This is a genomic window from Paracoccus pacificus (genome assembly GCF_042680785.1).
In the GTDB taxonomy this organism is placed as follows: Bacteria; Pseudomonadota; Alphaproteobacteria; order Rhodobacterales; family Rhodobacteraceae; genus Paracoccus; species Paracoccus pacificus.
In genome coordinates this window covers 22,220-36,761 of record NZ_JBHUEN010000043.1, presented here as the reverse complement: position 1 = coordinate 36,761, position 14,542 = coordinate 22,220, and the positions used below count along the sequence as shown (strand labels likewise).

Annotated in this window: 15 protein-coding genes; 7 read left to right on the top strand and 8 right to left on the bottom strand. The window is 66.1% G+C overall.

Annotated elements, in window-relative coordinates:
• Positions 1–24: 24 nt before the first annotated feature.
• The 4 genes from pbpC (at position 25) to ACFSCT_RS12620 (ending at position 4,591) form a co-directional block, all read left to right on the top strand.
• On the top strand, positions 25–2,085 hold the full coding sequence (gene pbpC, locus ACFSCT_RS12635; protein ID WP_379144367.1) for a penicillin-binding protein 1C: 2,061 nt from the start codon (positions 25–27) through the stop codon (positions 2,083–2,085).
• A gap of 53 nt (positions 2,086–2,138) precedes the next feature.
• The gene (gene arfB / locus ACFSCT_RS12630; RefSeq protein WP_379143267.1) at positions 2,139–2,561 is read left to right on the top strand and encodes an alternative ribosome rescue aminoacyl-tRNA hydrolase ArfB; all 423 of its coding nucleotides are present in this window, start codon (positions 2,139–2,141) and stop codon (positions 2,559–2,561) included.
• A complete protein-coding gene (locus ACFSCT_RS12625) occupies positions 2,561–3,022 on the top strand; it encodes an NUDIX hydrolase (RefSeq protein ID WP_379143265.1) in 462 nt (153 codons plus the stop codon). The genes arfB and ACFSCT_RS12625 overlap by 1 nt, the downstream gene beginning before the upstream one ends.
• A 63-nt stretch (positions 3,023–3,085) precedes the next feature.
• A complete protein-coding gene (locus ACFSCT_RS12620) occupies positions 3,086–4,591 on the top strand; it encodes an inorganic phosphate transporter (RefSeq protein WP_379143263.1) in 1,506 nt (501 codons plus the stop codon).
• Between the two features lie 3 nt (positions 4,592–4,594).
• On the opposite strand, the gene ACFSCT_RS12615 is transcribed toward ACFSCT_RS12620, so the two are convergent.
• From ACFSCT_RS12615 to ACFSCT_RS12580, 8 genes are all read right to left on the bottom strand, one after another.
• The gene (locus ACFSCT_RS12615; protein WP_379143261.1) at positions 4,595–5,638 is read right to left on the bottom strand and encodes a threonine aldolase family protein; all 1,044 of its coding nucleotides are present in this window, start codon (positions 5,636–5,638) and stop codon (positions 4,595–4,597) included.
• Complete coding sequence (locus ACFSCT_RS12610; protein ID WP_379143260.1) at positions 5,635–6,075, bottom strand: YcgN family cysteine cluster protein; 441 nt, start codon at positions 6,073–6,075, stop codon at positions 5,635–5,637. The genes ACFSCT_RS12615 and ACFSCT_RS12610 overlap by 4 nt, the downstream gene beginning before the upstream one ends.
• Positions 6,075–7,004: a bifunctional riboflavin kinase/FAD synthetase gene (locus ACFSCT_RS12605; protein ID WP_379143258.1), complete on the bottom strand. Its 930-nt coding sequence runs from the start codon at positions 7,002–7,004 to the stop codon at positions 6,075–6,077. The genes ACFSCT_RS12610 and ACFSCT_RS12605 overlap by 1 nt, the downstream gene beginning before the upstream one ends.
• Before the next feature lie 153 nt (positions 7,005–7,157).
• The gene (locus tag ACFSCT_RS12600) at positions 7,158–8,024 is read right to left on the bottom strand and encodes a TIGR01459 family HAD-type hydrolase (RefSeq protein WP_379143256.1); all 867 of its coding nucleotides are present in this window, start codon (positions 8,022–8,024) and stop codon (positions 7,158–7,160) included.
• 68 nt (positions 8,025–8,092) lie between these two features.
• A complete protein-coding gene (locus tag ACFSCT_RS12595; protein ID WP_379143254.1) occupies positions 8,093–9,010 on the bottom strand; it encodes a manganese-dependent inorganic pyrophosphatase in 918 nt (305 codons plus the stop codon).
• A gap of 113 nt (positions 9,011–9,123) precedes the next feature.
• Positions 9,124–9,732: a DUF1345 domain-containing protein gene (locus ACFSCT_RS12590; protein WP_379143253.1), complete on the bottom strand. Its 609-nt coding sequence runs from the start codon at positions 9,730–9,732 to the stop codon at positions 9,124–9,126.
• Positions 9,733–9,820: 88 nt separating this feature from the next.
• Positions 9,821–10,165: a DUF4440 domain-containing protein gene (locus tag ACFSCT_RS12585; RefSeq protein ID WP_379143252.1), complete on the bottom strand. Its 345-nt coding sequence runs from the start codon at positions 10,163–10,165 to the stop codon at positions 9,821–9,823.
• Complete coding sequence (locus ACFSCT_RS12580; protein WP_379143251.1) at positions 10,155–11,216, bottom strand: TraB/GumN family protein; 1,062 nt, start codon at positions 11,214–11,216, stop codon at positions 10,155–10,157. Before ACFSCT_RS12580 ends, ACFSCT_RS12585 begins: the two co-directional genes overlap by 11 nt.
• Positions 11,217–11,380: 164 nt before the next feature.
• On the opposite strand from ACFSCT_RS12580, the gene ACFSCT_RS12575 reads away from it, so the two are divergent.
• The 3 genes from ACFSCT_RS12575 (at position 11,381) to ACFSCT_RS12565 (ending at position 14,520) form a co-directional block, all read left to right on the top strand.
• Complete coding sequence (locus tag ACFSCT_RS12575) at positions 11,381–11,668, top strand: co-chaperone GroES (RefSeq protein WP_379143250.1); 288 nt, start codon at positions 11,381–11,383, stop codon at positions 11,666–11,668.
• 57 nt (positions 11,669–11,725) lie between these two features.
• Positions 11,726–13,372 carry a chaperonin GroEL gene (gene groL, locus ACFSCT_RS12570; RefSeq protein ID WP_379143249.1) on the top strand — a complete coding sequence of 549 codons (1,647 nt, stop codon included), beginning with the start codon at positions 11,726–11,728 and terminating at the stop codon, positions 13,370–13,372.
• Between the two features lie 194 nt (positions 13,373–13,566).
• Positions 13,567–14,520, top strand: coding sequence for a cation efflux transmembrane domain-containing protein (locus ACFSCT_RS12565; RefSeq protein ID WP_379143247.1), 954 nt, complete (start codon positions 13,567–13,569; stop codon positions 14,518–14,520).
• The last annotated feature ends 22 nt before the right edge of the window (positions 14,521–14,542 follow it).

The window sequence follows — 14,542 nt, the reverse complement described above, 5'->3', positions numbered from 1 at the left end:
CGGCGCGACTGGCCGCCGCTGCGCATGGCTTTGCTGGTCGCCCTTCTGGGTGTTTTGCTCGCATGGACGGCGGATGATTTCCGCGCCCGTCTGGACCGCTGGATCGCGACCACGGACCTGCCGCTTTTCATTGTCCCCACCGGAACGCAGGTCGTCGCCCGGGACGGCAGCCTGTTGCGCGCCTTTCAGGTCGCGGACGGCCGCTGGCGGCTGGATGTCGAGCTGTCCGACGTCGATCCCTTGTTCATAAACATGCTGACCATGTGGGAGGACCGCCGCTTCTACAGCCATCACGGCGTCGACAATCGTGCGATCCTGCGGGCCGCATGGCAATTGGTGACGCGCGGCCGGATCGTATCGGGCGCATCGACCCTGACCATGCAGACCGCACGGCTGCTTGAGGAAGGCACCACCGGTCGACTGGACGGGAAACTGCGCCAGATGCGGGTCGCGCTGGCGATGGAACGACAGTTGCGCAAGGACCAAATATTGGGGCTGTACCTGCGGCTTGCCCCCTATGGCTCCAACGTCGAGGGCGTCCGCGCCGCCAGCCTGTTGTGGTTCGGCAAAGAACCCAAACGCCTGTCCGCCGCACAGGCCGCGCTTTTGGTGGCCCTGCCGCAGGCGCCCGAGGGGCGGCGCCCCGACCGTTTCCCCGAGGCCGCGCGCGCCGCCCGCAACAGGGTCCTGCAACGCGCCGCCGCGGCCGGCATCATCAGCGCCGAAACCGCCGCCTCGGCCGCCGCCGAGCCGGTGCCGGCGATGCGCCGCGCCTTTCCGGCCCTTGCGCCGCTGCTGGCGGATCGTCTGCGCCGCGAGAACCCGGGCACCGTGCGGATCGCCACGACCATTGATCCGCGCTTGCAGCGCATGGCGGAAAAGCTGGCAAGGCAGGCGACCCGCAAACAGACCGAAACCGTGTCCGCCGCGATGATCCTTGCCGATTACCGGACCGGCGAGATTCTGGCCGATGTCGGCGCGGCCGAGTGGGCCAACACGCCCTCGGCCGGGTTCGTCGACATGACGCGCGCCATCCGCTCACCCGGGTCGACGCTGAAACCCTTTGTCTACGGGCTCGCCTTCGACGACGGCCTTGCCCATCCCGAAACCCTGGTCGAGGACCGTCCCGCGACCTTCGGCCGCTGGGCGCCGCTGAATTTCGACCGCCGCTTTCGCGGCACGATCAGCATCCGCCAGTCGCTGATCCAGTCGCTGAACATCCCCGTGGTGCGGCTGGCCGAGGTGATCGGCCCGGCGCGCATCGTGCAGGCGATCACCCGCGGCGGCGGCGAGCTGATCGTGATCGGCGATCAGCCCGGTCTTGCGATCACGCTGGGCGGCGCGGGGATTTCGCTGGAATCGTTGGTGACGGCCTATGGCAGCCTTGCCCGTGGCGGCCGGGGGCTGAAACTCTCGGCCCTGCCCGGCGGCGCGACCGAGCTGCGCCAGCGCATGTTCGGGCGTGTCGCCGCATGGCAGGTCACGCAGATCCTGTCTCAGCTTGCGCCGCCGACGGGTCAGCGCCCGGGCCGCATCGCCTATAAGACCGGAACCAGCTATGGCAACCGCGATGCCCTGGCGGTCGGTTTCGACGGTCGTTATGTCGCGGGGGTCTGGCTGGGGCGGCCCGACGGCACGCCGATTCCCGGCGCTTTCGGTGGCGAACTGGCCGCGCCTTTCCTGTTCGACCTGTTCGATGCCATATCGGCCAACACCGTGCCGCTGCCGCCGCCGCCGCCGGCCACGCTGATCGTCTCGAACTCGCAACTGCCGCTGCCGCTGCGGCGGTTTTCGCCGCCGGGCGAGGTCTCGGCGCAGGCCGCATCCCCGGTCCGCGCCCGCACCGACGCGCTGCAACTGACCTTCCCCCCCGAGGGCGCTCAGATCGAACTTGGCCGCGACGGCGGTCTGCTGGCCAAGGCGCAAGGCGGGACAGCGCCCTATACGTGGCTGGTGAACGGCGCGGCAACGGTCGTGGCCAGCCCGGGAACGCAGGCGCTGCTGACGGCCTCACCCGGGTTTGCGCGGGTGACGGTGATCGATTCGACCGGCGCTTCGGCCAGCGCCAGCGTCAAACTTGACTGAATCTGGCCCCCCTGCCCCTTACAAGCCGGAGGCATCAACCCTACGTGCAGGCGATGTTGTATATTAACGATCAGATTTCTATCGCGGAATGGGAGCTTTCCGAGAATTTCACGCGGTCACAGGGCCCGGGCGGCCAGAATGTGAACAAGGTCGAGACCGCGGTCGAGTTGCGGTTTGAGGCCGAACGCTCGCCGCATCTGCCCGAACCGGTCAAGCGGCGGCTGAAGAAACTTGCCGGGCGGCGCTGGACGCTGGACGGCGCGATCGTCATTCGCGCCGAAGAAACCCGCAGTCAGGCGCGCAACCGCGAAATCGCGCGTGAGCGGCTGGCGCAACTGATCGAAACGGCGCTGACCGCCCCCCGCCGCCGCATCGCGACCCGCCCGACGCTGGGCTCGGTGCGGCGCCGCCTGAAATCCAAGACCGAGCGCGGCGAGATCAAGACTCTGCGCGGCCGCGTGTCCGAGGAAGAATGATGTTCGTTGGGCTGCGGCGTAATCTGGCGATGCTGTTCGGCCGCCGTCCGCCGCGCATGCAGGTGGGTGCGCTTTGCGTGCGCGGAACGCGCGGCGAACGGCAGGTGCTGATGATCACCAGCCGGGGCACCGGACGGTGGATCATCCCCAAGGGCTGGCCGATGAAGGGGCGCGGGCTGGCCGAGGCTGCCGCGCAGGAGGCATGGGAAGAGGCCGGGGTGCGTGGTGACGTGGCCGCGACCGAGATCGGCCGCTATCACTATGGCAAGGCGCAGGATGCCGGCTTTTCGGTCCCATGCGAGGTGAGGGTTTTCCTGCTGACCGTCGATGACCTCGCCACCGATTTTCCCGAAACCAGCGAGCGGCGCCGCAAGTGGTTCGCCCCCGACGAGGCCGCGAAACTGGTCGCCGAGCCCGAGCTTGCCGCATTGCTGCAACAGTTGAACCGGGATCGCATCTAGGGGCGGTTCCGAAACCAGCGGGCGCGCTTGTGGATATGCCGGGCGCGGCGCTAGAATCGCGCCATGGCCACCAAACAGAACCGTCGATGGAAAACGCTGGACAAGGACTTGTCCCGCATTTCCATGGCCGAGCAGGCCACCGCGACCGCGGCGCGACCCCTGGTGAAAATCGGGCTGACACTGGTTCTGGCGGCCATCGCCGCAACGGTCGCCATGGCCCTGTCGGGCGCGGTCACGGGCATGGCGACGCTGGTCCTCGGGCTGGCGGCGGGGCTTTATATGGCGCTGTCGATCGGGGCGAACGACGTCGCGAACGCGATGGGGCCGCCGGTGGGCGCGGGCGCTTTGCGCGTCGGTCAGGCCCTGTTCCTTGCCGCGCTGGCCGAGATCGCCGGCGCCGTCTTTGGCGGTCAGGCGGTGACGGACACGCTGACCGTCGGCATCATCACCCCCGAGACGATGCTGACCGGCGCCGCCGCCGCACGCATGATGATGGCGGCACTTCTGGCCGCCGCGACATGGATCATGCTGGCGACCCTCGCCTCGGTCCCGATCTCGACCACCCATGCGGTGGTCGGCGGCATCCTTGGCGCCGGTCTGGTCAGCTTTGGCGCCGATGCGGTCAACTGGGGTATGCTGTTCGACATCGCGCTGGTCTGGATGATCGCGCCGGTCCTTGCCGCGGCCTGTGCCGCCGCGATCCTTGCCGCCGTGCAGGGACTGATCGAACGCGCCCCGGACCGAACCCGCGCGATGCGGCGGGGCATTCCGCTGATGATCGGGATCATGGCCGGGCTGTTCGCCTGCTATCTGTCGGTGCTGCTCAGCGGCGGGCGCGGGCATCCGGTTTTCAGCCTGCTGACGGGGCTCGTGTGCGGCGCGGTTTGCTGGGCGTTGGCGCGGCCCGTCATCCGGCGCCAGATCGCCAGCAGCGGCACCGGCAAGGCGACGCTGAAACTGGCGCTTGGGTTGCCGCTGGCGGTGGCGGCGGTCCTGGTCTCTTTCGCCCACGGCGCCAATGACGTGGCCAACGTCGCCGCACCGCTGTCGGTGATCCTGCGCGCCACGGGGTTCGGCGCGCCACTCGCCGCCATGCCGCTGTGGGTGGCGCTGATCGGCGCATTGGGGGTGGCGGCCGGCATCCTGATCCTTGGGCGGCGTCTGGTGATCATGGTCGGCACCGGCATCACCCGGCTGTCGCCGATCCGCGCCTTTTGCATCGCCTGCGCCACCGCCCTGACGGTCATCATCGCAAGCTGGGCGGGCTGGCCGGTATCGACCACGCATATCACCATCGGCGGCGTTTTCGGCGTCGGTTACTGGCGCGAGCGTGACGACCGCCGCCAGACCGCGCGCCGAAATGAAAGCCGCAACGAAAGCCGAAACGCGGGGGACGCGAGCGCGCGCCGCAAAGACACGCTTCCCCCCGAAGAGCTTCACCGCCGCCGCCTTGTCCGCTGGTCGCATCTGGTGACGATGCTGGTCGCATGGGTGGTGACGGTACCGATTTCGGCCGCGCTGGCGGCGGGGCTTTGCGCGATCAGCATCGCGCTGTCGGCGAATGGCTAAGGCTTAGCCGCCGATAATCGCCAGCAGATTCTGCACATCCTGCTCGGTGGTGGCCCAGCTTGCCACCAAACGGACCGAAACCTGCGCGGCGCGTTCGTCCTGCGTCGCGGGCCACATCCGGAAACCGGCGTCACGCGCCATCCCGGCCTGATAGACGGCCTGCGGAAGTGTGGCAAAGACGCTGTTCGACTGCACCGGCTGGTTCACGGTCACCCCCGGAACGCCGGCCAGCCCGCGACCCAGAAGCGCAGCCATGCGGTTCGCGTGCCCGGCCAGTTCCAGCCACAACCCGCCCCGGGTCCATGCCGCCATCTGCGCCGCAAGATAGCGGTGCTTGGACCACAGATGCCCGCCGCGCATGCGCCGGAAATCCAGTTCATCCACCCGCTCGCCGTTGAATAGAATGACCGCCTCGGCCGCCATGCAACCATTCTTGGTGCCACCAAAGGACAGCGCATCGACCCCCGCCCGCCACGTCAGATCGGCCGGAGAACACCCAAGCGCCGCCACCGCATTGGCGAAACGCGCGCCGTCCATATGCACCGCCAACCCGGCCTCATGCGCGATCGCGGCCAGCGCCGCCACCTGATCGGGGGCATAGATCGTGCCCCACTCCGTCGCATTGGTCAGCGACAGCATCGCGTTCTGCCCGGCGTGGACATTGTCGCGGCCATAGGTGATCAGCCCTTCGGCCAGATCGTCGGGCGTGATCCGGCCGTCGTCCTGCCCGATCAGCGCCAGCTTCGCCCCGCCGGTGTAGAACTCGGGCGCGCCGGCCTCGCTGGTCTCGATGTGGGCGTGCTTGTGACAGAACACCCGCCCCCATGGCGGGCACAGCATCGCGCAGCAAAGCGCGTTCGCCGCCGTTCCGGTCGCGACAAAGGCCACGCGGGCGTTCGGCGCCTCGAACAATTCGCGGATCTGGTCCTCGGCCTCGCGCGTCAATGCGTCATCGCCATAGCTGGGCATGAACCCGGTGTTCGCCTTGACCAGCGCCTCCATGACCGACGGATGAACGGCGCTGCAATTGTCGGACACGAAATTCATGACAGATCCTCGATGATATGGTCTTCCCAGTCGTCTTCGCTGACCGTCAGTTCGTTGACCGTCCAGCCCCGCACCGAAACCCCCGCCTGATGCACGGTTTCCCGGTCGCCCGAGATCAGATAATGCCAGTCATACAAGGGCTTGTCGTGCGCGCGAAGCCGATAGGCGCAGGTCGCCGGCAGCCACCAGTCGATTTCACGCAGCTTCTTCGGGGTCAGGACGACGCAATCCGGCACGAATTTGTGACGGTTGTGATAGGATGAGCAGCGGCAGCTTTCCCCGTCCAGCAGACGGCAGGAAACGTTGGTAAAGGCAACCTCGCCGGTATCTTCGAATTCGATCTTGTTCAGGCAGCATTTGCCGCAGCCGTCGCAAAGCGCCTCCCATTCGGTCTGGGTCAGATCGTCCAGCGGCAGTTCCCAGAACCGGTCCCGCATCAAAGGCCGCTCAGAATAGCGCGGGCCGCCTGACTGTCGCGGTCCATCTGTTCGATAAGCGCCGGCAACCCGTCAAAGCGCATCTCGGGGCGCAGATAGTCGACCAGCGCGATCGACAGATGCTGGCCGTAAAGATCGCCGTCAAAGTCGAACAGATGCACTTCCAGATTGGGCTGGTTCTCGCCGAACATCGGGCGCACGCCAAGGCTGGCCACACCGTGATATTCGCCCGCCAGCGGTCCGGTCAGCACATTGACCAGAACCGCATAGACGCCCAGCTTCGGCAGGTGCAGCCGGTCGACCGACATGTTGGCGGTCGGATAACCGAGTTCGCGGCCGCGCTTTTCGCCGTGGATGACCTCGCCCTCGATCCGGTGCCAGTGGCCCAGCATCTGCGCCGCGCCGCGCGGATCGCCTTCGGCCAGCGCGGTGCGGATCGCGGTCGAGCTGAAATCCTGCCCGTCACGGCCGACCAGCGGCGCGATGGTGACGCCGAAGCCCAGGGTCTGGCCAAGCGCGGTCAGCGTCGCGGCATCGCCTGCGCGGTCCTTGCCAAAGCGAAAATCCTCGCCCACGGTGACATGCACGACCCCCAGCCCCGCGCAAAGGACCTGCGCGGCAAATTCATGCGGTGTCAGCCCGGCAAGTTCGGCATCGAACGGCAGTTCATACAGGTGATCGACGTTCAGCCGGGCCAGACGGTTCGCCCGCGCCTCGGGGTTCATCAGCCGGAAAGGCGGCGCGTCGGGGGCGAAACGCTCTCGCGGGTGGGGTTCAAAAGTCACGACGCCCAATGGCGCATCGACAGCCGCCGCCGCGGTGCGGATGATCGAGGCGTGACCCAGATGAACCCCGTCGAAATTGCCCAAAGCGACGGTGGCGCCGCGGGCATCGGGGGGCAGATCTCGCCAGTGCAGATGCGTTTTCACCTTGCCCCCGTGGCCGGAAACGGCGCGCAGAACACGCCCGGATTGGTCCAGAACCGGGCCGCCATGCGGGGGTTGCCCCTGACCGTGCCCGGCAATCCCGTATCCCCCACCCGGATCATTGTTGCAAGTGCCGCAAAGACCGTCATCCCCGCGTCAGCGCAGCCTGCCGATGGCGAATTCGGGCGACAGTTTATGCGGGTCCAGCCAGCCGGTCAGCATGCCGTGATCGGGGTTTTCCACGTCGTCGCCGAAAGCATCGAAGGCCAGACCGCCGGTCACGAACAGCGCATCAATGCCCTGCTCGGCCGCGCCCAGCACGTCGGTCGCGATACCGTCGCCGATCGCCAGCGTGCGGTTGCTGTTGTCCACGCCAAGCCGCTTTCGCGCCAGATCATAGATCGGCGCGTGCGGTTTGCCGAACAGCGCGACCCGACCGCCCATTTCCGCGTAAAGCTGGGCCAGCGCCCCGGCGCAATAGATCCGGCGATCGCCCAGATCCACCACGATATCGGGGTTGGCGCACAGCATCGGCAGGTCGCGCGCGATCGCCTTCTGAAAGGTCTTGCGATAATCCTCGGGCGTTTCGGTGGTCTCGTTGAAGGGCCCGGTGTTGACGATCCCCTCGGCCACCTCGAACGGCACCCGCACGATCGCGGCATCGCGCCGGTCCTCGGGCAGGTCGTTGAAGAAGCCGTCATCCTTGCCGGTGCCCAGATGCCAGACATTATGCCCGGCCCAGCCGTCCAGCATCGCGACCTGCGCCGCATCACCCGACGACACCACGATGTCCCATGCATCGCGGGGCACGCCCATGCGGTCCAGTTGCGCGATCACGGATTGCGACGGACGCGGCGCGTTGGTCATCAGCACGACCCGCTTTCCGTCCTTGCGAAACCCCTGCAAGGCGGCGACGGCGGCGGGATAGGGCTCGCGCCCGTTGTGCAGGCAGCCCCAGAGATCGCAGAACAAGGTGTCGTAATCCGACGAAATGTCGGCCAGCCGGGCAATGACTCGGGTCATATCGGTTCCTCGGGAAAGCGGGATGCGGGCGGCGACCGGTCGGGGCCGCGCCCGCAGCAGAAGCGGGCTCAGGCCGCCAGAACCGGGATGATCTGCTTTTTGCGGCTCATCACGCCGGGAAGCACGACGGTATCGCCGCTGACCGGAACGCCGAACGACTTCTCGGCCACCTGCGCGACCCACGGGTTCGGCACCAGAAGCGTCGCCTGTTCGTTCAGGATGTCCACGATGAACAGCAGAACCTCATCCGCGCCGTCGGCCTTGGCCACGTCCGGCATCGCGGCCATCAGCGCATCCTTGCGCGCCAGCAGCACATGCGGCGCGGTGGTTTCCAGAACCGAAACCCGAAGCTGCTTGCCGCCGAGTTCGTATTCCTTGCTGTCCATACGCAGCAGCGCATCCTCGGCAAAGGCCGATACGTCGGATTTGGCCGCGAACATCTCGGCCGCGAAGCTTGGGATCGAGACGCCCAGATCCTTGGCCAGCTTTTCGGCCAGCGCCCGGTCATGCGGCGTGGTGGTCGGGCTGCGGAATTCCAGCGTGTCGGACAGGATGCAGGTCAGCATCGCGCCCTTGATCCCGCGCGGCATGCGGTCGGCATCGGCGCCCATCAGGTCGTGCATGATGGTGGCGGTGCAGGCGAGCGGGCGGATGGTGACGTTGATCGGCGTGCGGGTTTTCAGCCCGCCGGCCAGCAGGTGATGGTCGATGATCTCGATCACCTCGGCCTCGTTGATGCCGGCGGGCAGTTCGGCGACGTTGTTGGTATCGACGACCACGCATTGATCGCCCGCCGCCACATCGGCGATGATCTCGGGCGTCTCGAGCCCCCAATGCTTCAGCATCCACGCCGCTTCGGTGTTCGGCGCGCCCTGCAGGACCGCCTTGGCGGGGGTCTTGCGGACATCGGACAGATACCATGCCCAGATGATGGGGCTGCCGGTCGAATCGGTGTCGGGGGCCTTGTGGCCAAATACCTGGATCATGGGAAACCTCTGGCAGAGTGAAATGTCGCGCGCCTTATAGGGCAGGCGCCCGGCCTTGTCACGCGGCCGCCGGGGTCGGCGCGGTTCGGGCACGGTTCCGGCGCGCTGCGGGGCTAGGATGAACCACCCAGCGCGACGCCGACGTTCACCGCCAGCGCAAGGATGACGGTGTTATAGAAGAACGACAGCACCGAATGGACCAGCACCGTCGCCCGCATCTTGCGGCTTTGGACGGTCACGTCCGACACCTGCGCGCACATGCCGATGACGAAGGCGTGGTAAAGGAACTCCCATACCCCCGGGTCGTCCGTGGCGGGGAAGGCAAGGCCCTTCAGGTCGTCGACCCCGTTCTTCCGGTACCACAGGCTGGCATAGTGAAACGCGGCCAGCATATGCAGGGTCACCCAGCCCAGCGGAACCGAGATCAGCACCAAAGCCGGTCGCAGCCAGCCGCCGCTGATCCCTTCGGAAAGGGTCGCCAGTATCGCCGCCAGACTGCCGATCACCACCGCGACGCTGATCGGGATGACGATCAGCATGCCTTCGTCGCTGTCCTCGAAATGCCGGCGCCAATGGGTGTTGGGGAAATGCCATATGAAAATTATGGTCGAGACGACGTAGGTCAGAAAGAACGTGTTCGCGGCAAGCAGCAGCCGGTCCGACCAGGCCAGCGGCGTGGCCAGAACCCCGACGGCAAGCCCAAGCAGAACTGCCGCGATCATGCGCCGGTGCCGCCATATCGCCGCGCGGATATAGCGCCGCGGCAGGGCCGAAGGCGGATCGTCGGGACGCTCCGGCCCGGTCACAAAGTCACAACCCGGCCGGGGATTGCTGATGCTGGATTAGCCGCCAGTCCTCGCCGCGCCTGATCCAGGTCGAGGTGCAATAGGCGCGATAGACCTCGCCATCGGCGCGGCGCGCCACCGCGTGATAGCCGATCACCACCACGCCCTCGCCCTCGGCCGAATGCCGGGCGGTCATGTCGACGGCCTGCCAACGCGGCGCGCGGCTGAGCGCCTCGAGAATCTGTTGACCCTGAAGGATGCCGGTCTGCGGAAAGGCCATCACGCAGGCCGGATCAAGCCGCCGGCCGGCCTCGGCCGCACCCAGCACCCAAAACGCTTCTTCATCCGCCCAGATCGCGTCATCCGCCATTTGCCTGCCCCTTCGTCCCTGCCGCCGATGGCTGAACCGTCAGCGGGGTCAATGTATAGCCCTGATCCTGCAAAAGTTGCAGCACGCCTTTTTCACCGGACAGATGCAGCGCACCGAATGCGGCAACCACGCCCTTATCCTTTTCCGCCGCCGCATCGGCAGCCGCAACCAGCGGCGCGATCCAGCTTTCGTTGCGGCGGTTCATCAGCTTTTCCTCGGTATCGGCCGCCTGACTGTCCACCTGATCCCGGGTCAGGCCCGAGTTTTCATAGGCGTCATAACGCGAAAACTCCCACACCAGCCGCGATTCGCCGCTGAAATAGGCGTAAGCCAGGGTCGCGGTGTAATCGTCCGCCAGCTCGGCCGCCGGAATGGCCATCCTGATCATCTCGATCTCCTGCCCGGGGGTCATGTCCGAGAACAGCTTGAAGGCGGTGTCCCATGGCTCAAGCGCCTTGATCGGCACATCCGCTGCCAGAGCAATATCGGTCAGCCTCTGGTCAAGACCTTCGACCTTCTTGCCCGACTGGATCTGGCGCAGAAGGCAGGGCGAGACCGACAGGGTCATCGCCAGATACCAGGGCTGCATCTTGGCGACCATGATTTCGGGAATGCCCCGCGCCTTCATCACGGCGGTGAGCTTTTTCCAGTCCTCTTCGGTCATGCGCTCGCGCAGCGTCGGGCCTTTGGTCAGGATGACCAGATCTGGCCGGTTGGCCAGTTCGGCCTGAAGCCTGACCATTTCGTCGGGGCCGGCCTCGACCAGGAGGGCGTCGGCCTGTTCAACGGTGTCGCGGAACCGGTCGGTGGCAAGATCGTGGCGCGGATCGTCGAAATGGTAGGTGCCGATCAGGGTGATCCGGTTGGGTCCCTTATCGGCCTGCCAGAAATTTCCGCGCGCAAACGGCACCGCATCGGCGGCGGCGCGAATCTCGGCCAGACGCGCGGGCGGCATCGCGTCAAGCAGGTTCCTGCCGATGCATTCCTCGGCGGCTGCCGGCATGGAAAAGGCACTAAAAACAAGGGCTGACAGCCAGTTCAGACCACGCATCAGAACCTCTTGTGAATCAACCCGGAAAGGTTTGCACGATTCCGCTTGCAGGACCAGTCGCGTCGGTTGACAAAACATCGCGCCCCTCCTACCTCTGCCCTGCTGGCACTCGCCGAAGGTGAGTGCTAATAAAAGCACTGCAACCTGAAAACCGGAGTGTTCCAATGGCATTCAAACCGCTGCACGACCGCGTCGTGGTTCGCCGCGTCCAGTCGGACGAAAAGACCAAGGGCGGCCTGATCATCCCCGACAGCGCCAAAGAAAAACCCGCCGAGGGCGAAGTGGTCGCCGTCGGCGAAGGCGCCCGCAAGGATTCGGGCGAGCTGATCGCACCTTCGGTCAAGGCCGGCGACCGCGTTCTGTTCGGCAAATGGTCGGGCACCGAAGTGACGCTGGACGGCGAAGAGCTGCTGATCATGAAGGAAGGCGACATCATGGGCATCATCGGCTGATCGGCCTATTTCCCACGATAAACGCTTCATTTCACAAGATATTCTAGGAGAGACAACATGGCTGGTAAGGACGTCAAGTTCAACACCTCTGCCCGCGACGCGATGCTGAAAGGCGTCAACATTCTGGCGGACGCCGTCAAGGTCACGCTGGGCCCGAAAGGCCGCAACGTGGTCATCGACAAATCCTTCGGCGCCCCCCGCATCACCAAGGACGGCGTCACCGTCGCCAAGGAAATCGAGCTTTCGGACAAGTTCGAGAACATGGGCGCGCAAATGGTCCGCGAAGTCGCGGCCCGCACCAATGACGAGGCCGGCGACGGCACCACCACCGCGACCGTTCTGGCCCAGGCGATCATCAAGGAAGGCCTGAAGGCCGTCGCCGCCGGCATGAACCCGATGGATCTGAAGCGCGGCGTCGATTTGGCCACCGCCAAGGTCGTCGAAGCGATCAAGGCCGCCTCGCGCCCGGTCACCGACAGCGACGAAGTCGCGCAGGTCGGCACCATCTCGGCCAACGGCGAAGCCCAGATCGGCCGCTTCATCGCCGACGCCATGCAGAAAGTCGGCAACGAGGGTGTCATCACCGTCGAAGAAAACAAGGGCATGGAAACCGAAGTCGAAGTCGTCGAAGGCATGCAGTTCGACCGTGGCTACCTGTCGCCCTATTTCGTGACCAACCCCGACAAGATGGTCGCCGATCTGGAAGACGCCTATATCCTGCTGCACGAAAAGAAACTGTCGTCGCTGCAGCCGATGGTTCCGCTGCTGGAAGCCGTCATTCAGTCGGGCAAGCCGCTTTTGATCATCGCCGAGGACGTTGAAGGCGAGGCTCTGGCCACGCTGGTCGTCAACAAGCTGCGCGGCGGTCTGAAGATCGCGGCCGTCAAGGCGCCGGGCTTCGGCGATCGCCGCAAGGCCATGCTGCAGGACATCGCCATTCTGACCGGCGGTCAGGTGATCAGCGAAGATCTGGGCATGAAGCTGGAAAACGTCGGCATCGACATGCTGGGCCGTGCCAAGAAAGTCTCGATCAACAAGGACAACACCACCATCGTCGACGGCGCCGGTGAGAAATCCGAGATCGAGGCCCGCGTTACCCAGATCCGCCAGCAGATCGAGGAAACCACCTCGGACTACGACAAGGAAAAGCTGCAGGAACGCGTGGCGAAGCTCGCCGGCGGTGTTGCCGTGATCCGCGTCGGCGGCATGACCGAAGTCGAAGTGAAAGAGCGCAAGGACCGCGTCGATGACGCGCTGAACGCGACCCGCGCGGCCGTGCAGGAAGGCGTGGTCGTCGGTGGCGGCGTGGCGCTGGTGCAGGGCGGCAAGTCGCTGGAGAAGCTGAAGGGCGAGAACTCGGATCAGGAAGCCGGTATCGCCATCGTGCGCCGCGCGCTTGAGGCTCCGATGCGCCAGATCGCCGAAAACGCGGGCGTCGATGGCGCCGTCGTGGCCGGCAAGGTCCGCGAATCGACCGACAAGGCCTTCGGCTTCAACGCCCAGACCGAAGAATATGGCGACATGTTCAAGTTCGGCGTCATCGACCCGGCCAAAGTCGTGCGCACCGCGCTGGAAGACGCGGCTTCGGTCGCCGGTCTGTTGATCACCACCGAGGCCATGGTCGCCGAAAAGCCCGAGCCGAAAGGCGCCGGCGGCGGCATGCCCGACATGGGCGGCATGGGTGGCATGGGCGGCATGATGTAATCATCCCCCTGCCTTCTTGGCAGAAACGGAAAGGGCGCCCCCGCGGGCGCCCTTTTTCGTTTTCCGCCCGTGGTGTTTCCGCCCGTGGTGTTTCCGCCCGTGGTGTTTCCGCCGGTGGTGTTTTCGCCCGCGGCGTGACTTGGCGCCGATAATCTTCGATATTCGTCGCAGGGACACAGCAAGGGGCGTGACAGGTGACAGAGGCAATATCCCGGCAGGGTATCGAATCGCGGTCGCTGATCGTGGCGATGTGGGGGAACCTGTTCATGGCGGCGGCCGGCGTGCTGGCCGGGTTTCTCAGCAATTCCGCCGCGATCATGATGGACGGGCTGTTCTCGATGGTGGGCTTCGTCTCGCTGTTGCTGGCCCGGCGCATCAGCGGCCGGGTCACCGCCGGACCGGACCGGCTGCGCCCCTTTGGCTATGCCGCCGACGAGGCGATCTTTGTGACCTTCCGCGCGCTTTCGCTGCTGGGGCTGGTGCTCGCGGCCTCGACCACCTCGATCCAGCGCATCATCGCCTATCTGCGCGGCGAGGTTCCGGCGCCGCTGAATTTCGGCGCGATGCCCTATTACTACCTGATCATCACCCTGACCTGTTTCGGCCTGTGGTGGCTGCATTACCGCGCCTGGGTAAAGACCGGCCGCAGCAGCGACATGCTGAAACTGGAAGGTCAGGCGGCGGCCTTTGACGGCGCGATCACGGTGGCAAGCGGCCTCGGCCTTGCCGCGATCTATTTCTTCGGCAAAGGCCCGCTGGCGCCGATTGCCCCGGTCGGCGATTCGATCATCGTGCTTTTACTTTGCGCCTTCGCGGTCGGCGGCTATTTCCGCGACCTGCGCGGCGGTCTGGCGGAACTGGCCGGCGTCACCGCCTCGCCGGACGTGATCGCGGTCGCGCGGCGCGCCCTGCGCCCAGCGCTTGCCGAGGACGGCGGCCGGCTGAGCGATCTATCGGTCAACAAGATCGGCCGCACCCATCAGGTGATGGTCTATTACGATCCCGGCCGCCCGGTCACCGCGGCCCAGGCCGACCGCCTGAACCTGCGCATGCTGCGGGACCTGCGCGGCGCGCTGCCCGGTGCCGACGTCATGCTGGTGATCACCGAATATCCGCGGCGCTGGCCGGATGAGGTTTGGCCGGGCTGACCGCCCCCGCGCCGCCCCTCGC